This is a genomic window from Bacteroides sp. AM16-13 (genome assembly GCF_003602705.1).
Classification (GTDB): Bacteria; Bacteroidota; Bacteroidia; order Bacteroidales; family Bacteroidaceae; genus Bacteroides; species Bacteroides xylanisolvens.
In genome coordinates, this window is the sequence record NZ_QTLK01000013.1 from 89,122 (window position 1) to 111,258 (window position 22,137).

16 protein-coding genes are annotated in these 22,137 nt (G+C 44.0%); 1 reads left to right on the forward strand and 15 read right to left on the reverse strand.

Going from position 1 to position 22,137, the window contains the following annotated elements; all coding sequences use genetic code 11:
* Positions 1 to 123: 123 nt before the first annotated feature.
* The 6 genes from DW173_RS12335 to recJ all read right to left on the reverse strand — a co-directional run bounded on the left by DW173_RS12335 (position 124) and on the right by recJ (position 8,363).
* On the reverse strand, positions 124 to 1,185 hold the full coding sequence (locus tag DW173_RS12335) for a bifunctional 3-deoxy-7-phosphoheptulonate synthase/chorismate mutase type II (protein ID WP_004307852.1): 1,062 nt from the start codon (positions 1,183 to 1,185) through the stop codon (positions 124 to 126).
* 108 nt (positions 1,186 to 1,293) lie between these two features.
* Positions 1,294 to 2,472, reverse strand: a complete 1,179-nt coding sequence (locus DW173_RS12340; RefSeq protein ID WP_004307853.1) for a pyridoxal phosphate-dependent aminotransferase — start codon at positions 2,470 to 2,472, stop codon at positions 1,294 to 1,296.
* Positions 2,447 to 3,295 carry a prephenate dehydratase gene (locus DW173_RS12345; RefSeq protein ID WP_004307854.1) on the reverse strand — a complete coding sequence of 283 codons (849 nt, stop codon included), beginning with the start codon at positions 3,293 to 3,295 and terminating at the stop codon, positions 2,447 to 2,449. Before DW173_RS12345 ends, DW173_RS12340 begins: the two co-directional genes overlap by 26 nt.
* 450 nt (positions 3,296 to 3,745) lie before the next feature.
* Positions 3,746 to 4,708 carry a tetratricopeptide repeat protein gene (locus DW173_RS12350; RefSeq protein WP_004311062.1) on the reverse strand — a complete coding sequence of 321 codons (963 nt, stop codon included), beginning with the start codon at positions 4,706 to 4,708 and terminating at the stop codon, positions 3,746 to 3,748.
* Positions 4,709 to 4,747: 39 nt separating this feature from the next.
* Complete coding sequence (locus DW173_RS12355; RefSeq protein ID WP_004311061.1) at positions 4,748 to 6,652, reverse strand: ATP-dependent DNA helicase RecQ; 1,905 nt, start codon at positions 6,650 to 6,652, stop codon at positions 4,748 to 4,750.
* Positions 6,645 to 8,363, reverse strand: coding sequence for a single-stranded-DNA-specific exonuclease RecJ (gene recJ, locus DW173_RS12360; protein WP_008016000.1), 1,719 nt, complete (start codon positions 8,361 to 8,363; stop codon positions 6,645 to 6,647). The genes DW173_RS12355 and recJ overlap by 8 nt, the downstream gene beginning before the upstream one ends.
* 200 nt (positions 8,364 to 8,563) lie before the next feature.
* Here recJ and DW173_RS12365 point away from each other — a divergent pair, with 200 nt between their 5' ends.
* Positions 8,564 to 9,418: a phosphodiester glycosidase family protein gene (locus DW173_RS12365; protein ID WP_117811828.1), complete on the forward strand. Its 855-nt coding sequence runs from the start codon at positions 8,564 to 8,566 to the stop codon at positions 9,416 to 9,418.
* Positions 9,419 to 10,055: 637 nt separating this feature from the next.
* Here the strand turns inward: DW173_RS12365 and DW173_RS12375 are convergent.
* From DW173_RS12375 to DW173_RS12415, 9 genes are read right to left on the reverse strand one after another with little or no spacing between them, the layout of a single operon-like run.
* Positions 10,056 to 10,670 carry a hypothetical protein gene (locus DW173_RS12375; protein ID WP_049701827.1) on the reverse strand — a complete coding sequence of 205 codons (615 nt, stop codon included), beginning with the start codon at positions 10,668 to 10,670 and terminating at the stop codon, positions 10,056 to 10,058.
* A 57-nt stretch (positions 10,671 to 10,727) separates the two neighbouring features.
* Positions 10,728 to 11,468 carry a hypothetical protein gene (locus DW173_RS12380; protein WP_117811263.1) on the reverse strand — a complete coding sequence of 247 codons (741 nt, stop codon included), beginning with the start codon at positions 11,466 to 11,468 and terminating at the stop codon, positions 10,728 to 10,730.
* Positions 11,469 to 11,487: 19 nt separating this feature from the next.
* Positions 11,488 to 12,057: a hypothetical protein gene (locus DW173_RS12385; protein ID WP_008020512.1), complete on the reverse strand. Its 570-nt coding sequence runs from the start codon at positions 12,055 to 12,057 to the stop codon at positions 11,488 to 11,490.
* 57 nt (positions 12,058 to 12,114) lie between these two features.
* Positions 12,115 to 13,410, reverse strand: a complete 1,296-nt coding sequence (locus tag DW173_RS12390; RefSeq protein WP_008020513.1) for a phenylacetate--CoA ligase family protein — start codon at positions 13,408 to 13,410, stop codon at positions 12,115 to 12,117.
* The gene (locus DW173_RS12395) at positions 13,394 to 15,130 is read right to left on the reverse strand and encodes a C45 family autoproteolytic acyltransferase/hydolase (protein WP_087318134.1); all 1,737 of its coding nucleotides are present in this window, start codon (positions 15,128 to 15,130) and stop codon (positions 13,394 to 13,396) included. Before DW173_RS12395 ends, DW173_RS12390 begins: the two co-directional genes overlap by 17 nt.
* A complete protein-coding gene (locus tag DW173_RS12400) occupies positions 15,123 to 16,613 on the reverse strand; it encodes a phytoene desaturase family protein (RefSeq protein ID WP_087318133.1) in 1,491 nt (496 codons plus the stop codon). Before DW173_RS12400 ends, DW173_RS12395 begins: the two co-directional genes overlap by 8 nt.
* On the reverse strand, positions 16,606 to 20,472 hold the full coding sequence (locus tag DW173_RS12405) for a 1-acyl-sn-glycerol-3-phosphate acyltransferase (protein WP_120144505.1): 3,867 nt from the start codon (positions 20,470 to 20,472) through the stop codon (positions 16,606 to 16,608). The genes DW173_RS12400 and DW173_RS12405 overlap by 8 nt, the downstream gene beginning before the upstream one ends.
* Positions 20,469 to 21,659, reverse strand: a complete 1,191-nt coding sequence (locus DW173_RS12410; protein WP_120144506.1) for a DUF2062 domain-containing protein — start codon at positions 21,657 to 21,659, stop codon at positions 20,469 to 20,471. Before DW173_RS12410 ends, DW173_RS12405 begins: the two co-directional genes overlap by 4 nt.
* Positions 21,656 to 22,135, reverse strand: coding sequence for a 3-hydroxylacyl-ACP dehydratase (locus DW173_RS12415; protein ID WP_120144507.1), 480 nt, complete (start codon positions 22,133 to 22,135; stop codon positions 21,656 to 21,658). Before DW173_RS12415 ends, DW173_RS12410 begins: the two co-directional genes overlap by 4 nt.
* Positions 22,136 to 22,137 lie beyond the last annotated feature (2 nt).

The window sequence follows — 22,137 nt, forward strand, 5'->3', positions numbered from 1 at the left end:
ATTTAAAAATCCTTTCCCTAACCCTCTCCCAAGGAGAACAGACTGAAAGTTACTCTTGTCAATATGAACAGGAGGTTACTTTCTTTCCTCTCTTTGGAAGAGGGTTAGTGGAGAGGCTGCTTTTTATTTATTAATAATTTCCATCTGTTGACGAACCGATTCTTCGTGGATGGCTTCGAAAATTTTCTTCATAAACTCGCTGTCCATACCACACTGTTCGCCCTGCGCGCCACGTTTTTCCAAGATTTCATTGTAACGTCCGGCTTGAAGAACGGTGATTCCATGCTCTTTTTTGTAAGTACCGATTTCGCGGGCTACGCGCATTCTTTTTGATAGTTCCTGAATGATATTGTCGTCACATTCGTCAATTTGTTTACGGAGTTGTGCCAGACTTTCGGTAGATTGCGTTTCAGTACGGATCACCAGCAGATTGAGGATATAGTCGAGTACGTCCGGAGTAACCTGTTGGGAAGCATCGCTCCAAGCGCAATCCGGGTTGCAGTGGCTTTCTACGATCAGACCGTCGAAGTTCAAGTCCATCGCCTGTTGGCAAAGCGGAGCTACTAACTCACGTTTTCCACCGATATGACTCGGATCACAGAAAATCGGAAGATTAGGGATACGGCGGCGCAGTTCGATAGGAATATGCCATTGGGGAAGATTACGGTAGATCTTCTTGTCATAGCTGCTGAAACCACGGTGGATAGCCCCCAGGCGTTTCAAACCAGCGTTGTTGATACGTTCCAGTGCTCCGATCCATAATTCGAGATCCGGGTTCACCGGGTTCTTAACCAATACGGGGATATCAACACCTTTCAGCGCATCAGCGATTTCCTGTACGGCGAAGGGATTGGCAGTGGTACGCGCACCTACCCAAAGAATATCGATGCCCGCTTTCAGACATTCGTAAACATGTTTGGCTGTTGCTACTTCCGTAGAAACATACATTCCTGTTTCTTTCTTTACCTCTTTCAACCAGGCAAGACCTTCTACGCCGATACCTTCGAAACCTCCCGGTTTGGTACGCGGTTTCCAGATGCCGGCACGATATATTTTCTGTCCTTTTGCAGCCAGTTGTTTGGCTGTATCCATTACTTGTTCTTCAGTTTCTGCGCTACAAGGGCCGGCAATGACAATCGGTCTTTTAGCTTCAATGCCCGGTAATAAAATTGATTCGAGTTCCATATTCTTATTTGTTTTTATTCTTTTAATAACTTGTTTTCGTTGAAATTATTCTGTCTCATTATGCTGCTGTTTTCTTCTCTTTTTCTTTGAAGAGAGAACAACAGAAACCTATATTCTTTTTATTCTTTCCAGTGCTTCCGCCAACTTATTGTCTTTGCAACAAAGAGAGATACGAATATATCTTGCTCCGTTACTGCCGAAAATAAATCCCGGAGTGATAAACACTCTTGCTTCATGCAATACCTTTTCCGTTAGCTCCTCTACATCCTTGCAGGAAGCGGGAATCTTTCCCCAAAGGAACATTCCTACTTGTTTTTCGTCGTAGGTGCATCCCAATGTTTTCATAATCTCACCGGCGAGGTGACGACGGTTGCGATAGTTTTCGTTATTGCCTTCATACCAGTCTGCTTCTGCTTCAAGAGCAGTTGCTGCAGCCAGTTGCATGGCACGGAACATACCGCTGTCGATATTACTTTTCACTTTCAATATCCATTGTACGAATTCTGCGTTCGATGCCAGCATACCGATACGCCAGCCGGGCATATTGTGACTCTTGCTCATAGAGTTGAACTCGATGCAACAGTCTTTGGCTCCCGGCACACTTAGAATACTGATAGGCTTATCGTTCAGGATAAAGCTGTACGGATTGTCGTTCACAATCACAATATTCTTTCGGCGGGCAAAATCAACAAGGCGCTCATAGATTTCCGGAGTAGCATTGGCTCCTGTCGGCATATTCGGGTAGTTGGTCCACATTAGTTTTACACGACTAAGATCCATCTTTTCCAGTGCCTCAAAGTCGGGCATCCAACCGTCTTCTTCTTTCAGGTCATAGTTGATAACTTCCGCGCCAAGTATTTTACTTAAAGAAGTATAGGTGGGGTATCCCGGATTCGGGACTAACACCTGCTCACCCGGATTGACAAATGCCAGCGTAACATGGAGGATTCCTTCTTTCGAACCGATCAATGGTTGTATTTCCGTATTCGGATTCAGTTCCACTCCGTACCAGCGTTGATACCAATTGGCGAAACCTTTGCGCAGTTCGGGGATACCTACATACGGTTGATAACCGTGTCCGTTGGGATCATGAGCATTGTTACACAATGTTTCGATGGTTTCCCTTGAAGGAGGCATATCGGGGCTTCCGATACCGAGGCTGATGACATCTTTTCCTTCAGCATTCATCTGTGCTACCTCTTTAAGTTTCTTTGAGAAGTAGTATTCGCTAACACTTGCCAATCTGTCGGCAGGAGCGATTTTATACGTTTGACTTTCCTTCTGCATATTCGCCTAATAATTTAAGTTCTTTGGTTAATGGAGTGATTGCGGCAATAGATTGCTTGTATCTTAGATAATCGTTGAAAGCTACATCTACGTAAAATTGGTATTCCCATTCCCGTCCGATGATTGGCAACGATTGGATTTTTGTCAGATTGATATTATAGAACGATAGAATAGACAAAACCTGTGACAGACTACCTTCTGTGTGCGGAAGAGTGAATACCATACTCGCTTTGTTGGTTGCGTTGACATGATGTTGGCGGAGTTCGTCCACTTGCCAGGGATCGGCAACTACCAGAAAACGGGTGAAGTTGTGTTTGTTCGTTTCAATGCCTTCCTGAAGAATTTTCATGCCGTAACGTTCGGCTGCTGCTTTGGAGCAGATAGCGGCATGGCCTTTCAGACTTTCATTCTTGATGATTTCCGCGCTGCGGGCAGTATCTTCACCTTCCACTACTTTCAACTGTGGGTGCTGATTCAGAAATTCGCGACATTGCATCAGGGCGATAGGGTGGGAGTTGACTTCAGTCAGGTCTTCCCAACTCTCATCAGGGAGACAGACGAAGCTGTGCGAGATACGCAGTTTGTATTCACCGATGATTTGTGTGCCGCTTTGTCGCAGCAACTCATTGTTGTGCAGCAAGCTTCCCGCAATTGTATTCTCGATGGCTAGCATTCCGATAACCTGGCTGTCTTTTCGTATCGAAGTAAACACGTCTTCGAAGTTGGCACAACAGATTAACTCTATTTCTTCTCCCTCGAAGTACTTGTGTGCGGCGATATCATGATATGAGCCGAGTGTTCCTTGAATTGCTATCTTTTTCATTGTTCTAATGTATTATATAAAAAAATCCCGCGTCCATATTGGAGCGGGATTCATATGATTGATTTCTCTATTCAGTCCTTAAGCATCACTGTCACTTGATACATACAAACTCCCGCTCTACTTTGTTGCTAAAGTAAAAGTAAAAAAAGAAGTAATATGCATAAGTAAATGATTTCATTCGAATCTTTGTTTTTTGCTTTGGTTTCTAATTCTGGGGCAAAAGTAATAATTTTCTGTTAGATGCAAACAAAAAACGATATTTTTTTTGTTTTTTCATCTAAAAAGGATGAAAAAGGTATAAGATACAGGGAGGATTAAGCGGAATGTTTCTGGATTGTAGAATTGAGTCCTTTTTAGTTAGATCCCTATATATAAAAGTAGTGGTCGTTTCTATTTTGGAAACGACCACTACTTTTATGATATATCTTACAAAACAATCAAAAAAAACAATCAAAAGATTCCCGGCAGTGCCTCCGATTTCGGTCCCAAATTTTTGAATTCTCCATTCAGACCAGCTTCCTCCTTCGGATTCAATTCCAAAGATTTCTTCATGTCCTCTACAGAACCATCCTTATCACCATTCAGTAATTTAGCACGTCCGCGTTCTTTGTAGGCCTCTGCAAAGTTCGGATTCAGTTCGATGGCTTCATCAAACAGTCCGATGGCTTCCGTCAGCTTCTTCTGATTGATATAAAGTTGTCCTAAATAAAGGTAAGCCTGTTCGTTGAACGGGTTTATTTCCGTCACCAGTTTGTAATCCTCTTCCGCTTCCTCGCCCTGACCGTTGGATTCTTTCACTTTTCCACGCAGGAGCATGGCAGTTTCTTCCTCCGGATTTTGAGCAAGTACGGCGTCTATATCCTCCATCATTTCTTTATACTGTTTCAGGTTCAGCAAAGCTTCTGCACGTAGCAGGCGGGCTTCGATGAAATCGTCTTTCAAAGTGATCGCTTTGGTGAGATGGGCAATGGTCATTAGGTCGTCGTTTTGTCCCTTACGGGCTTTTCCTAGCAGATAATGAGCTACGGCATTTCCTTCCTCAATGGCAATTGCTTTATTGGCAGCCTCTTCCATGGCCTGATAATCTTCCTGGATAAAGCATACATTTGCCAGTGTCAGGAAAGTACTCGTGAGATGAGGTTCCATGGCAGCCATTTTTTCCAACAGTTCGCGGGCTTTTGCCGTTTCTCCCATCTGAATGTAGAGTTGGCTAAGATAGCCCATTGTTTCAAACTCTTCCTGAATGGCAAGAGCTTCTGTAAAACATTTTACTGCATAATCCGGACGTCCCATGCGTTGCGCACGTAAACCGTCGTATTTAAAAATCTCGAAATTTTTCTGATCGTTTTTCTGTTTTTCACTTTCCGGAGTTTCCGACTTACCGGAGAAGAAAGATTTAAAAAAGTTCGGCATGACTGTGTTATTTTTGAGTTACCTTGCAAAGGTAGTAACTTATTTTGAAATATGTATCATTCCATCCTGCATCTTCCATTCACCTTCCTCCAATAAATATTGGATGACTTCACTGACTCTCTCTTTCTCCGCTTCTATTTTCTCGGCTATTTCTGCCGGCGTATGCGGTTTTTGGGCAAGTAATTCTGCTATTTTCTTTTTCAGTTCTTCAAGAGACTCCCCGGTCAGCGTATCTGTTGCACGGTGACTAAGGCAAACATCACATTGTCCGCAGTTATGCTCGTTTTTCTCTCCGAAGTAGCGGAGCAGCATCCGGCTTCGGCACACATTCTCCGAAATGACATATTCTTCCATCGCCTTGATGCGAGCTTCATACCGGGCTTTACGCTCTTCGTAGACAGCAGGGGGGATGTGCACAAAACGAAGTTCCTGCCGTTCGCGTGTATATATAATATAAGGAGTCTTTTTGTGCGGAATATAATCCACGATGCGACGTTTGGTAAGCGTGACCAATATGTTATAAATCTGTTCGCGGGTCAGTCCGGTACGTACGGACAGGGTGGCTTCGCTGATATAGGCATAATCGGTGAACACTCCGGTGTAAGAACGGAGAATCATCTGTATCAGAGCTTCCGCTTCCGTTCCCATTTCCCGCAGTTTGTACAGTTCGTCCCGGCGAATCGTAAAAAGAATACGGGAAGCGTTGTCCTGTTCGTCCGTATATTCCAGATAACCTGCTTGAGTCAGTATCTTCAGCGCACTGTCTACCGGAACCGGGAAGTATTTGAACTTCCGGCAAAACTCTTCCAGGTTAAATTCACGTACACATTGGAAACCGTCGCCCATTGCCATCTGATAGTAATATTGCAGATGCTCGTACACATTGAGGATATATTCTTTATCGGGAAAAGTATCCACTACACGCCTGTGTAACGTCGTTCTGTCCGTTTTAGTATATAAGATTACGGCATACGCTTTCTCACCGTCTCTTCCTGCACGTCCGGCTTCCTGAAAGTAGGCTTCGAGAGAGTCGGGGAGGTCAAGATGTAATACGATACGCACATCAGGCTTATCGATCCCCATGCCAAAGGCATTGGTAGCTACCATCACGCGAACTTCTCCGCTTTGCCAGCGTTTTTGACGGAGGTCCTTTACGGCATTATCCAGTCCGGCGTGATAAAAGTCGGCGGTGATATCTTCATTTACCAGTAATTCGGTGATTTCTTTGGTCCGTCGTCTGTTGCGGACATAGATAATGGCGCTGCCCGGTACCTTTCGTAAGATATGCAACAGTTCTTGAGTCTTGTTATCCGTTTGCCGTACCATATACGCCAGGTTTTTCCGCTCGAAACTCATGCGGAAAACATTCTCTTCACGGAAATCCAAGCGAGCTTGAATATCTTTCACCACTTCCGGAGTGGCGGTGGCGGTCAGTGCCAATACCGGAATTCCCGGTAACAGCGCCCGTATTTCGGCAATTTTCAGGTAAGCGGGGCGGAAGTCATATCCCCATTGTGAGATACAGTGACTTTCGTCAACCGTAATCATAGAGACTTTCATCGACCGCAGTTTGGTGCGGAATATGTCCGTGTCCAGACGTTCCGGAGAAATATAAAGGAATTTGTAATCACCGAAGATGCAGTTTTCAAGTGCAGTGAGAATTTCCTGCCGCGTCATGCCGGAATATACGGCAAGGGCTTTGATACCGCGTTTGCGGAGGTTCTGCACCTGGTCTTTCATCAGGGCGATGAGCGGAGTAATGACAATGCAAATTCCTTCCTGGGCGAGAGCAGGCACTTGAAAGGTGATGGACTTACCGCCTCCGGTAGGCATGAGCCCCAGTGTATCTTTGCCTTCGCCGATACTGGTGATGATCTCCTCCTGCAAGTCGCGGAAGGAGTCATATCCCCAATATTGTTTTAATATCTCCTGATACTTATTCAATCGGCTTTATATCCTCGATTTGAAGTTGAACTTCGCCACGCTTATGCGTGTTTTCTTCAATGGTGTAACAGATGTCGAACGAACGTTTCGTTTTGATATAGCGCACGTGCGAACTCTGTCCGAACGCAATACCGTTCATTACATTATTCGATTTATTATCAACCAGTTCGAGCTTGATATGTTCCTGGTCGCGTCCCACCACTTTGCTTGTTCCATAATCATAGACGTGATGAGTGCAGAAAATGGGTTTCGTGTTGTCGGGACCGAAAGGATTAAACTTTTTCAGGTCGTTGAAGAATTTGGAAGAAATATCCCTGAAGTCGATTTCAGCATCAATTTCGATGACGGCACTGGTTTGTTCCGGCAGGATATGCCGTGAGACGTAGTCTTCGAACCGTTTGGTAAAAGCATCCACATTCTCCACTTTCATTGATAGTCCGGCGGCGTATGTATGTCCTCCGAAGTTTTCCAGCAGGTCGCGGCAATGCTCGATTGCTTTATATACGTCGAAGCCGGAAACAGAACGTGCGGAACCTGTCGCCATGTCATCCGTTCGTGTCAATACCACGGCAGGGCGGTAATACACTTCCGTCAGACGGGAAGCTACGATGCCGATCACTCCTTTGTGCCATTCTTCGTTGTAGAGCACAATAGAGCGGCGGTCGGCTAATCCTTCCAGATTGGCAACGATGTTGTTTGCCTCTTCCGTCATACTCTTGTCGAGGTCTTTCCGGGTTTCGTTGTACTGGTTGATTTGTCCGGCTTTCTCAAGTGCCGCCGAGAAGTCTTTTTCCGTCAGCAGGTCTACTGCTTCTTTCCCATTCTGAATACGTCCCGATGCATTGATGCGCGGTCCGATTTTAAACACAATATCGCTGACAGTAATTTCTTTTTCAGAAAGTCCGCATACATCGATAATGGCCTTCATGCCGATGCTCGGGTTACTGTTCAGTTGTTTCAGACCGTGGTAGGCGAGAATACGGTTTTCACCCATAATCGGAACGATGTCCGATGCGATACTCACGGCTACGATGTCGAGCAACGGAATCAGATGATGAAATTCGATACCGTTACTAATGGCGAACGCCTGCATAAACTTGAAACCGACTCCACAACCGGAAAGGTGGGTGTACGGGTACGTGTTGTCCAGGCGTTTGGCGTTCAATATAGCTACGGCAGGCGGGAGAATATCATCCGGCACGTGATGGTCGCAGATGATAAAGTCAATCCCTTTTTCTTTGGCATACGTAATTTCCTCTACTGCTTTTATTCCGCAATCGAGTACAATAATCAGTCCCACACCGGTTTCAGCGGCGTAGTCCACTCCTTTTTTAGAAATGCCATACCCTTCGTTGTAGCGGTCGGGTATGTAATAATCAAGGTTCGAATAGAACTGTTGAATAAACTTGTAGACCAATGCCACGGCAGTAGTACCGTCTACGTCATAATCTCCATAAATTAGAATACGTTCTTTCTTTCCCATCGCCCTGTTCAGACGTTCTACTGCAATATCCATATCCTTCATCAGGAACGGATCGTGCAGGTCGGGCAACTGCGGGCGGAAAAACTTCTTGGCATCTGCTGCCTTCGTAATTCCCCGCTGTACCAAAAGTTGTCCAAGAATCGGGCTAATCCCTAATTCCTGGGCCAATGTCTGGCTTGTCTCTGCCTGTTCGGGTGTAATGGGTCGATAATTCCATTTGTGATTCATTTTATATATTGTTTTTTCTTTTTCTGTTCTCAAGGGTTGGAAAGGCACTTCTTCCCAACAAGGGGTAAAAGTACGAAAAAAAGCGGAAGTGTATAGTAGATAAGACGAAAATATTTCAAGGCTGACTTTTTGGAGGCTGATTTCTTTTGCCTATCTTTGTAAAAAGTGCAAAGAATTAAATTTGTGAGATTTCTCTGTTTATGATAAAAAGAAACTTGTTAATCGCTATCCTGATTTTATGCTCTATCGGAATAATAAAAGGGCAAACTGTGTCGGATTCACTGGCGATCATGTCTGCCCGATGGAAAGTGGAAAGTCCTCAAAAAGGAATAATTCATAAGTATGCTTCTATCCCTCGATTATATCAGGGGATCCAGTCTGTTAGTCTGATAGAAATAGAACCCGGCGCAGGTTTGAAAGTCGATATTGCCGTTTCGGATGAGATGAAAGAGACGAGCCGGATTGCTTCAGAACATCGTGGCATTGCAGCAATTAATGGTTCCTACTTTGATATGAAGCGGGGAAATTCGGTTTGTTTCCTGAAAGTGGGCAATCAGGTTGTTGACACAACCACTTTGAGCGAATGTAAACTGCGTGTCACAGGAGCTATGCATGTACATAAAGGGAAGATAAAGTTAATTCCCTGGAGCAGGCAGATAGAAAAAGAATACAAAGGGGAAACAGGTATAGTACTTGCTTCCGGTCCGCTGATGCTGAAAGACGGACAGATTTGCGATTGGAATTCATGTGGCACGAATTTTATCCGAACCAAGCATCCTCGTAGTGCTGTTGCCACCACTAAGGAGGGGAAAATATTGTTGATAACCGTAGACGGACGTTTCCCGGAGCAAGCCGAAGGGGTGAATATTCCGGAACTGGCACACTTGATTCGTATTTTAGGAGGTGAGGATGCGTTAAATTTGGATGGAGGCGGGTCTACTACCCTTTGGCTGTCCGGTGCATCGGATGATGGAGTCGTTAATTATCCTTGTGATAATGGGCGGTTTGATCATGCTGGGGAGCGTAAGGTGCCTAATATTCTTTATATTCATTAATACTACTCTTTAATGAGAGCATTTATTTAGCTCAATAACGGATGGGAGAGTGCTTCATCCAACTGTTTTACAGTTATGAGCATAATTGTGATATATTCCTTCCTCCATAAAGTTGAAAAAACATTGAAGTATCTGCCACCTGCAACAAAACGCGTATAATATATTAGTTTACAACTAGTTGTAGCGTTGCAGATACCTGTTGCAGATGCGTTGCAGATAGAGTATCTGCCACACTGTATAATCTATACATAAACCTATTTCCTATGAGTACGGAAGTTTATTAAATGCATTAAACTCCAGTTTCCAGGCGGGGAACTGTCGTTTCCGGTATTAGAAATTGTAGTTTCCACGGTAGGAAACGAGCGTTTCCAAGGCAGGAAACGACAGTTCCTATGTATGGAAACTGCCGTTTCTCCGTATGGATACCAAAACTATCTTATAGCTTTACATATAGAAACCAAGGGGTTTTCTTTGGTTATATAACGCGTTGCAGATACTTTATCTGCAACGCATCTGTCGCAGGTATCTGCAACGCTACAACTGTTTGTCAGCTAGCGTATTACGCGCTTTTTGTTGCAGGTGGCAGATACTTCTATGTTTTTTCAACTTTATAGTAGGCAAATGTGGTTCAAGCCAGTTAGTCTTTTATCTTGCGTAACTTCGCCTTTTTGATAAAGAACTTGGCTAATTCTCTTCCTGCTTTGGCATACGTTTCCTGAACGCGATACCCGGAAGTGAAATCAGTACCCCAAAAGTTGTTGGCAGAAGCATTACGGATTCTGATAGAGGCTACTTGCTCACCCGTTTCAATCTTCTTCACTTTGCAGCTTAGGTCGACAGATGCATTCTGACGCATGACACCCACATTCCAGCCCGGCTCGGTGAAGTCTGTATTGATTTCGATTCGATATTGAGCGCCTTCCGTACCTGCTGTGATACCAACTTCGCTCATATATTTATCGAAAAGTTCCAAGAACTTTGGCTCAAATCGTTCTTTACGGTCGCCATACCAGGCAGCTTTCCATTGATCTCCTTTGCCCTCTTCTTTTGCATTATATTCAGAGCTCTTTTTGTCTACATATTCGCTTTCTGTCAGTTTTCCTACCAGCATTTCATCATAAGAGAAAGTGAATTGTATCACTTGTTGGTCCTTGATGAAGTCGATAGTTCCTGAAGTCATAACAATGCTTTGCGCAAATGAAAATGCAGTAATGCAGCTCAATAGTAGAAGTGTTGTGATAGTCTTTTTCATGGTTCGAATTTGATTTATTGTTTGTTTGTTGTTAAAAGGTACAGACAAACAGTAGATTTAGAATTCAAAACCGAATCTGACTCCTACTCCGTGTAACTCCCATGTATCGTCATAACTGGAATGGTAATAATAACCTCCGGAACTGTAACCATAATCTGTTGAGATCTCATAATCCTGGAAGTTATATATTAAAGCTAAATTCAAGGCCTTTTTCCCTTTTAAAGAAAAACGTACTCCTACTCCTATCGAAGCATACGCTCCTTCTATGTCTCCTACAGCATATCCGGTTTTTACATCGGCAAAAGGCGTCACTCTTTTGTTGATGAAGTTAGCCCTGAAGTTAGCATAGATTGGCGCTGCAACAAGATCAGCATCCGTATAGTAGTTGAGAGCAACACCACCACCAACGAAGAAATAATTATTGAATTGATAACCGTGTGAGGTTGATAATTCAATTTTGGAGGCATTGTAGTCGCTGACATCACCGATGTATGCAAAGTCAACGAAACCTTTATAGCCTTTTAATGTATTTCTTGCAGCTTTGCGGTTGTTGGCCTCTTTGCGGTAATCTCTTGTGTACCGTTCTTCTTTAGTGATTTTCTCCACATCACTCATCTGACAGATGATGAGGCTGCCATCACTTGTTTTAATTTTTAAGGAAACATTGGGCACTTGCTCAATGATAACTCCTTTGATAATGCTGCCATTCTTTAAATACACTACTTCTGTGTAATTTTGTGCTGCGACATAAGTACTGATACTTAACAGTAAAGTCAGCAATAATAGTAGTTTTCTCATGTTTATATATATTATTGGTTTATAATTTCTTGAGTGCGCTATAAACAGAGCCTGCCCAGTAGTTGCGCAATCCGAAACCACGTGCTTTTCCATCTGTTATCCATTCTTCAATGATCTCCTTTGTTTCAGTATTGAAGAATACGACTTCATACGTGCCTCTGTTGTTTGATTTATCCAGGAACTGTGCGATAAATACCATACCTACGCCCGGCGTTTTCTGAATAGGTAATGCTTCGATAGCCGCTTTGATTTGTTCTTTACTAAGGCTATATTCTCTTTTGGTAGTCATCAGCTCGGCCACGTTGATGTTTTCGTTCACTTGATTGACTGCATCCAGTGAGATTTCCGTTACTTCTTTTTTCAACTGTTTTCCTACGTTATACTTTTTTGCTTCTGTGATGAACAGCTCATTGATACGTCTGAAAGCATCTTTGAATTGTATCGGTGATTCATCTGCACCGAAAACTTTAGCTTGGGAGTAGTCCACTCCATAGAACTTGATAGACTGGATGTCTTTCAATGCACTCTTGCCTTGTCCAAAACAGAACAGGCTCGTACTTAAGAATAAGAATAGAATAAGTTTCTTCATATACGTTAATGTTAAAGTGATATAGTTGGTTTACTAACTTCCAAAAGTAGAAAATAATTATCGTAAATCAATGAATTTTATCGTTTTTCGACTCATTGGAGGCATTTGAATTTTTGCGATGTATTCTGCCGACTCAAAATTAATGCTTGGAGCCACTCTTACTTTCGAACGAAACAGGTCTTTTATCTCCTTGGCAAAACCTTCGCTGCGGTTTTCACTTCCGATACGGATCAGAATTTCATCCGTCCCCAATTCGTTGGTGTAGACTTCAATGATGTAATTCTTTACCGAAGGGATATTGTCCAGAATGTCGAACAATGCAGGTGGATACAAAGTAGTCCCTTTGTATTTAATCATTTGCCCTTTTCGTCCGAGGATGGAACTAAGGCGAATCGTATTTCTTCCGCAGGCACAAGGTTCGGTATGATGGTAACAAATATCACCAGTCTTGAAGCGGAGCAGCGGCATACCTTCTACTCCAAGCGTCGTGATCGTCACTTCGCCTGCTTCTCCCTCTGCGACAGGACGATTGTTGTCATCCAAAAACTCTACGATGATAAGTTCCGGTTGCAAATGCCCGCCATGGAATTCGCTACATTCGGTAAAGGACGACTGCATTTCGGTGGAAGCATAGGTGGAATATAGCTGTAAGGCAGGCCATTTGTCATGTATCTTCTGTCCGAGCGTATTTAACTGAAACTCCTGATTGCGCAAAGCCTCACCGATACAGATACATTTCTGCATCGAGCACGCATTATGGTCGATATGATTCTTCTCGGCAAACTCTATCAGTTTGATAAGGAAAGAAGGAACGACCATTCCACAAGTCGGATGAATCCGGCGAATCGTGTCCCATTGCAGTTCGGGGATGCCGTTACCTACCCGGATCACTCCCATGCCGAGTTCGCGTGCTCCCATATAATAGGCAAGTCCGGCCATGAAGCGGCGGTCGATGGTAGTCATGAGTTGCAGAATATCCTTTTTACTGCATCCGGTGGTGGTGAAAGACAGGTACTCGTTGTAAGATAAACGGTCCAGGTCCTCGGAAGTGAGAACGAAAGTCACCGGATCTCCCAGTGTGCCGGAAGTTGTTACATAGTCGATGATTTGCTCCTTGTCTACACAGATGAAGTCGTCGTTATGAAGTTGCAAGTCTGTCTTGGTGGTGACAGGGATTTGTTGCAGGTCTTCAATCTTCTTTATCTGATTGATGTCAATGTGGTGTTCTTCGAACATTCGTTGGTAGAACTTGGAGTGTGCTTGCAGGTAGGTCAACGTTTGGGCTAACCGTTCTTCCTGATAGCATTTGATCTCTTCCGGTGAGCGGAACTGAATTTCAGGATTCTTTTCCATCTTTGGATTGTTTTTGAATTTTCTGTTGGATACGTTCTTTCTCTTGCAATTTGGGAATCGGTTTCTTTAATGCTTTTTGCCAGTATACGATGGCTTGTTGCGGTTGCTGCATAGCCTCGTAATAATTTCCCATCACTTCATATACATAATATAGAGAAGGATTAGAGGCTTCGTATGTTTTTAAAACATGCTCTTCTATCTTCTCCTTTTTCCTGATCTTCTTCAATAGGAGCGGAGTCAGCTTCTTATAAGTAAGAAGATGCTGGAACTCCGGTGTTTCGGCGAATTCATCTGCCGAAATGGTCAGGTTGGAACTGTATATTTCGTGTTGCAAGTTAATCGTGTCGTTAAATATCTTATTTAGGTCATAAGCTACATACTTTCCACATTGCCAGGGAGAGGTAGATACCCACATCAATCGTTTCTCCGGTTGGAAGATAACGGAATGATGAGCAATGAATTGATTGATAGCCATTTCGTTAGCCAGTCCCAAGTCTGCATTTTGCAAACCCTTGTGGTTACGCAGGATAGAGGCGGCCTTGGAGGCGTCTATCGGCATATTTTCATTGATGAGTTCTTCCAGTCGTGCAAAACGGTATGGACTGTCCGAAGTACGGATATTTTCCATGTTTCGTTCATCCTTACTGAATTCCTCCGATTGGTAATGATTGGTGCAGATGAGCCGGTCGGCTTCTTTTCCTTTAAAGAGCACTGTCTTCTCCGGAGATTTCTCAATGATAGCGGCTTTGCCATCTTTGGAAGAACCTATCAATATAGATTCGGAGACGAATGTCTTCCGTTTCTTTGCGATGGCAAAAGCCTCATCAATCGTTGACGCATATTGCAGTATTTCTCTGGTCAGAATGGAAATAGGAGTGGCGGAACCTGTTGGAACAGCAGACTTGGCGGCATTGATCGTGACGGTCAGCCCCGTTTCGTTCATACCGGATAGTACGCCTATCATGCCAGGCCATCCTACGGACGCGAACTTATAACCTTGATCCGGTGTATAAAAAGCCACTTGTTTATTTTCTGCGAAGGCATCTCCCACATAGAAATCGAAGTTGCGTCCGATCAGTAGAGACGAATCTGCACTTTGAGTTCCCCAAGTGGCAAACGAACTGCATCCTACTAACATATAATCTTGCATGGCATGTCCCAGGTCGTGTGCCGAATGGTAATTCAACTGACGTTCGTAAGGAGTGCCGATAAAGTCGTATTCATGAGTACACGATAGCGAGATTCCGTAGATCTCGTCGCGGTATTCTTCGAGAACGTTCTCACCTAAATGACGGTTGAATAATACAATAAAGAACCGGAGGAACTTCAGATAACTGTCTGAAGGAATAATCTCGCGAATCTGATCGACAAATACTTTCTCCTGATAATGAAGCAAATCGGAAGACAGTTTGCCGATGGCTTCTCCTCTTTGAAAGGCATCCCCTTTCACAAACAACTCCCACAATCCGCTTTCGCTGTGGCGCAGGAAGTTGCCGTCATAATATCGGAGATCAAGCGTATCGTTGTAGAGCACCTCTGCCGGAACCATGATGGTAGTATCTGCATGAGACACTTTTGTCATGATGATACCAGGTTCATGTTTCGGTGTCCTCATATCTGCTGAAAAGTAGAGATAACAGACTCCGGCTATCAATATCACAAGGAGCGACAAAAGAACGCAGCTCGTGTACTTGAATATCTTTTTGATTGTTTTATGCATTTCCTACTTTTTTAGCCAGGTATTCTTGTCCCACAAATTCCGCACAAGTGAGCATGGAAGTCAGCGTTACCCCCAGTGCGCCATGCACGTTCAGGTTTTGACCTGTGAGAAAGAGATTACCCAACCGGCTTCGTGTAGACACAAAACCGATTTGCGGACATTTATAATCTTTGATAATTCCGTATGCGGAACCGTCCACCGTTCCGGTATAGTCGCGGTAGCTCAACGGAGTGGTGGTGTGAATCTCTTCTATGTTGTCGGAGAAATCAATGCCATGGCTCCGGATAAAGCGAAGTAGCTGTTCCGTCTTTTCCTGCTTGAAGAACCGATAGCTTTCTCCCCGATGTTCGGGAGTGGTGTCTTTCCATGCAGAGAGTTCGTCCATATACATCGGTGTCAGGATAGAAATAACACTGGCGTATTGACTGTCTTCGGAAGAGGCTTGCATCGAAATCATGCAGTTGGTGGTCCGTCCCGGATAGAGCTGTTTGTCATACCACACTTTATGATCTCCATGCAGATAGAGGTTACGGTTTTGGTATGGAGTGCTCTTCTTTTTCATTACCAGATAAAGCGTGAAGATACCGTATGTGTTTTCGAGCGAGCGGATGCGGGAAATGTAGGCATTCTTGATGCTGCGGTTTTTATCCAGTATCTCTAAGGTTCGTTGAGGATGCATGTTAGAAATCACAAAGTCGCTTTCCAATCGTTCTTCGCCGTTGATGATGACTCCCTGTACTTTTTCGTTTTCAACAATGATGCGGGTGGCTTCGCTGTTGTTAAGTACTGTCCCTCCATTCGCCCGGATCACGTTAATCAATTCCAGGCTGACTTGCATACTGCCGTCCACAAAACGATAAGCTCCTTCGATGTAGGAATGGTTAATCATGGCATGTTCGTAGAAGGTGGAGACATCTTTCAAGCCTCCGTAGAGCAAAGCCGAGCCTGCCAGTACATTTTGTAAAGTGGGGTCCGGAGTAATATCCGCAATCAGTCCTGCGGCGGAGGTGCAGAAGTATTTCATTCCTTCCAGGGCAAGTGTGCCCTGTTTCAGATGGTCTACGCTAATCAAGTTACCAACAGTCTGAAGCTGTTCGGCATAACGTTTCAGGTTTTCTTTTTCGTGCGGGAAGGACCGGCAGATCGTTTCGATGAATTGCGGATACCCCATTGCATAATCGTATGTTTTTCCTTTATAGTAGATTGTATCGAAAGCCTCATCGTCCAAACGTTTCAGCTTTAGTTTGTCCATGATGCCGAAATAGCGGAAATACTGATTCATCACTTGACCTTCATCCAGGCTTCCTACATAATGAATGCCTGTATCGAATAAGTGTCCTTTTCGCCGGTAGGTTTGAAAGCATCCGCCGAATTGCGTGTTTTTCTCTACGACGCATACGCTGAATCCTTCTTTACTAAGAATCGCTCCACATTCCAGTCCGCCAAGGCCGCTTCCGATAATGATGATATCGTATTTATTCATGTTCGTTCGGTTTTCTGAATATATAAATAGTGTTCGAGGTATATTTGTCATTAGGAATGATTTCTACATTCATTCCGCAGGTGACTGCTATTTCCCGTAGTTGGGTTTCTGTGGTGAAATGCAATTCTCCGGTAGTCCGGTTGAAATTGAAGATGCGGGTGGATAGCAATTCCGTGAACCGGGTCAGCCGGTGTTTGGATGTATTTGCCGAGTTTCCGTCGCGTATGATAATCATTCCCTGCGAACGCAGCCGGTCAGCGCATTTCAACAGCAAAGTCCGTTGATGTTCATAGCTCATATAGTGAAGCATATCGTTCAGGATAAAAACATCGCTTTCCGGTAGCGGATATTCCAATGCGTTGCCGTGCCTGAACTGGAGATGTTCGTTGCGTAACCATCCGTGTTGTGCCAAGGCTATTTTATCCTCATCGTAATCAATTCCTAAAATTTCCCGGTCTTCGGAAAGCAGAGACAGCATATAACAGAGCGGACCGTAGCCGCAGCCGATGTCTGTAATTTGCCCTTGGACGGGAATCAATTGGTTGAACAGTCGATAGTTTCTTTCCATTTTCACCTTGATACGGATATACCATTCTACGACCGGTCCTTTGTATATATAGTTTTGGATCAGTGCTTCGTAGAAAGCAGGATTGTCCGTCGTGTTCTTTTCCCGGCAGATACGGGCGTAACCTTCCTTCATATACGCGGATATGCGTTTGGTACGTTCCTGGTAGGTGGTTCCGAAAGAAAGGTCGTCGGCCGGTATACGGGGAAGTATTTCCGTGTAGATGATTCCTTTGCGGATATTGAAAGGCTGTGCCTTTGCAATGATTTTGTTGTTGCCGTAGAGGAGGATCGGAAGAATATCCAGTTGCAATGTTTCTGCCAGGTAGAAAGCTCCTTTGTGGAAACGCTTCATCTTTCCGTTGTAAGTGCGTGTACCTTCGGGGAAGATAGCGATGGAGTAGCCCTCTTTTACTTTTTTCCGCATCCGTTCCATATATTGTTCGTAGCCTTCGCCTATGTAATAGAAATCGACATAGCGGATGATTGCTCCGAAGAAAGGAGAATGCCATACCCAATGGTTGGTTACCATCAGGATTTTAGACGAAAGAGACAGCAATACCAGAATATCGATGAACGACTGGTGGTTGGCGATAATAATTGCCGGATGCTGAAAACGTTCGTTAGCTTTGTTGATATGTTCTTTTTTAACGGCAGTGGCCAACAACAGAATCCCTTTGCAAGTGATTTGTATCAGTCGGCATACCAAACGTTGCTTGTTGCTTTTCCGCACAGGCACCAGATAAAGGACAGCGATCAGTACACGGAGGAAGATACAACCGATAAAGAAAAGCAGGAAGAGCAACACGGTTCGTATCAGTCCGATAAGCGTATAAGGCGGCAATCCTTTGGAAGCGGGTCCCGCGATGAAGAACCGGAAAATGAGTGGCTGAATGGTATAAGCTACCAACACCACTGCTATCATGCCGAGAATGGAAATCAATGAAATGGATTGCAAAGCCGGATGCTTGGCAAAAACAAGCGCTCCCATGCCGACAACTGTGGTGAAAGCAGAGAAGAAGATGGCTGTTTTGTGAGAATTCAGTACCTTCTGACCTGTACGGTATTTGTTTTGTAGCCCGTCCATAATGAAGATACTGAAATCGTCTCCAATGCCAAAGATAAAGGTGGACAGGATAATGTTGATGATGTTGAACTCAATCCCCAAAATTCCCATCAATCCCAAGATGATTACCCAGCTGACCAGCATCGGGAGAAAACTCATCAAGGTAAGTTCGATACGTCCGTATGAGAACCATAATGCGAAGAATATCAGGAAAGAAGAGATATACAGAATCAGGTAAAAGTCGTCATTGATGGCAGATACCCATTTATTGGCAAAGTAGGAACGGTCGAAGATGACTACATCCTGGGTTTTGCTGAAGTTCTGATACACGGTTTCCTTATTCTGGTCGCTAATCCGTATCTGGCTGATAAGCATGGTGATGGAATCGGCAGAAGTTTGCCATTCGTTCAGTAGCTTGCCGGATAAATCGTCTTCTTGTGCGGTGTAGTGATATTCACCGAAAGGTTGGTTTAGCCATTGATAAAAGGGATCGAAGCTTCCTGGGCGGAAACGGTATTCAGCGGCAGCTGTTTCCAGCTGTTCACGGATTTGCTGTTGTTTCTCATCTGTCCAGTAGTCTTTCCATTTTTTCAGACGTAGCTGTTGCTCTTGTGGTGAGATCAGAAATTGTGAGGCGGAAGCATAGTCTTTAATCAGTCCCTGATCTTTCAGTGCCAATAACTTCTGATTGGTTATTGCATAAGTTTCGGTAGCCTGATTCATGTCTTTGCCTACGCTGACAAAAAGCACTGTCTTTTCGTCGCTGTCGAAGAGCTGCATTAATTTCTCTTCCGATTGTTTGAGGTGTTGAGGTTCATAGTTGAGGCTCATCATGTCGTTGTTGAAGCCGACCTTTTGTGAGGTAAAGAAACAGATAACTGTAATGAGGAGAATACCGCCTACCAACCATTTATTCTTTTCGTAAGAATATGCGTTTATTTTCTCGATGATGCGTAATACGCGTCCCTGTTTGACGTCTGCCTGTCCTTTCAGGAAATGAGGCAGGTAAATGAGGCAAAAAAGAGTAGTACCCACCAATGCCAGGGAAGCGAACAACCCGAAATCGCGTAACAGATCGGAACTGGTGAATATCAATCCCATAAATGCGCCGATGGTAGTGAAACTACCTACTGTAAGCGGATAGGCTATCTCTTTAATCAGTTGTTGCACGGTGGAAACATGGTTTTGATGTGCCAACATGTGGATGGAATAGCTTAGCGCAATACCCATCACTGCCGAACCGGCTCCCACGGCAATGGCCGATATACTTCCTTTGATAAAGAAAATCAGAAACAGGGCGAATAATCCTCCGAAGAGTACCGGAGTAATAATCAATGGTATCGATCGCTTCCGTTTAAACACGAGTGAGATAAAGACTATGATGATAAGCAGTGCCAGGGAAGAAGTCAGAATCGTGTCTTTCTTGATCTGACGGGCGTTGTAGACTCCCACGGAGGGACCGCCGAAATATTCGGCTCGAATGGTAGGAGATTCTTCCTGTACGTGTTGGAGTTCTTCTTCGAGTATTTTTATCAGTTCGTCATTCTTTCCGGTACTGCCTGTGCTGAATACCGGGGTAATGAACATAAGCAAGGTGGAACCGTCTTTGGAAAAGATGTGTTCGTCATAAATCTCGTAGTTGGCTTCCAACTGGAAATCCTGCAGATGTTTCAGGGCTTCACTTCCCAGTCCGAGCGGATCCCGGAGAATATAACTTCTTAATGCGATTCCGGCAGGAGAGAGGAGATTGGTATAGTTCTTCTGCATGATAGCTTGTATACCTTTCTCTGTCAATAGGGAATCGAATCGTTGATAATCCGTATCTGTCAGGAAAAGCGGGAGATGCTCGTAGACAAAGTCTGTGGCTCCTCCGATGAGGCTTTGGTCTACCTGTGCGAAAATTCCCTTAATCAGGGTTCCTCCGGCTTTTTCAGTCAGGGTTTGTTGCAGTTGTCCGGCAGCTTCTATCAGGGAATCAGGTTCTACCCGGTGACATGTATCTGCCGAGGATAGCATAATGATAATCTTATCCTTGATTTTGAGATTGTCGAATACCTTGATTGTGTTTTGGGAGTCTTTGGTGTCGGGGAAGAATTGTGTGATGTTCTCTTCGAACCTTACTTGCAGGGCAAAGAACCCCATCAACAGGACACAACTGATGAGTGACAAATAGAACAGAATCTTGTGCCTCTCAAAATAATCATATAGTCCGATAAAAAACTGGGTCATATCTTTTTTTTCCTACACGCCGTGAGCAGAATGAACGCGATGGTTCCTGCCAGTATGCTGCATACGACTGCAAAGATAACACTTCCTATTAAATATTGCTCTATGACTGATTTTACATTTTCAAAAGAAAGTTCGTTTAAGTGCAGGTTTACAGGTTCTCCCAGTACTTTACAGCCGGTTACATAACTTCCGTACAGTAAAAATGGTATCATCGGAGGGATGCTGATGTTGGCTGCTACAATAGCTATGACTTTGTTTAATCGGAACAAATGTGCCAAAAACAACGTAATCAGCATTTGATATCCCCATGCCGGAACGATGCCCATAAATACGCCGAGCATGATGGCTGCTGTAATCCGCAGGTTAGATTCGGGGGAGTGGGTGATGTGATTGGAGAAAAACTGCTTGCAATTCTTCCAGGTCAGTTTACGAAAGAAGTTCCGTGGTACGATCCAAAGGAAAGTGACGAGTACCAGTATCGTATTCAGAATACTGATACGGGTGAAATCACGGAACGGGCGGAAATGAGAAACCCGTTCTTCCTGTGGCGGATAATAAACGTGTACCGGAATGTTTTTTACGGGATTGCCTCCCCATGCTGCAAAAACAAGTGCTTCCAGTTCGAACTCATATTTGGCAGTGTAATACCACTTGTCCACATTCATTCGTTGGATAGGGTAGAGGCGGTAGCCGGATTGCGTATCTTGTAGTTTGATACCGGTTTCGAGGGTGAACCAAAAGTTGGAAAACTTATTAGCAAAGGTGTTCTTTCCCGGCATATTGTCCGAGGCCAGATTACGGGAGCCTACCAGTAACGTGTCCGGTTCCTTTTCTATGGCTTCAATCAATACGGGAATGTCCGAAGCGAAATGCTGTCCGTCGGAATCAATGGTGATGGCATATCGGAATCCTTGCTTCTTTGCGAAAGATAATCCATGTTTCAAAGCTACCCCTTTTCCTTGATTGACAGGGTGGGTGATGATGTGAAGATTAGCTTCCTGATTCAGTATTTCAGGTGTTTCATCCGTTGAACCGTCATTGACAACAAGGATTTCCGGGGCATAAAGACGTACACTTGCTATGACTTCTGCCAGTGTCTTGCCATTGTTGTAACTCGGGATGATGACGATGATCCCTAATTGTTTCAACTTTTCGTGCCAATAGGCTGTACTTGTTTGCTCCTTCATGCTTTTGGGGTAAGTGCAGCTTTTAGTTTAATGAAACATTCGTCTTTTATATTTTCTTCCTTTATAATGCTTTCTTTTCCTGTGTTCTCCTTTACAATTTCTTCTTTTGCAATATCCTCTTTCACAATGCTTTTATTTACGGTATTTCCCTTTATAGTACCTTCCGCCTGTAACTGGAACTTGCCTTCTTCTGTCTCTTTGAGAATCAGTACGATTGCTATCCGAGGCGTTTCTATAGGATTGATAGCCGAAAGAAATTTGCAGGAAGATACTTGTGTTATTTGCAACTTTTGCTGACGAATATTTTCTGCACATTCCTTGATAAGTTGCAATAGACAAACTCCGGGAACTACCGGATGTTCAGGAAAATGTCCCTGATAAACAGTGTGGGCAGGATTCAACTCTATCTGAATAGTCCAGGTGGTTGAATCCGATGACTCGGAGGAAAGGATAGTATAGAAGTTATCAAGTAGCATAT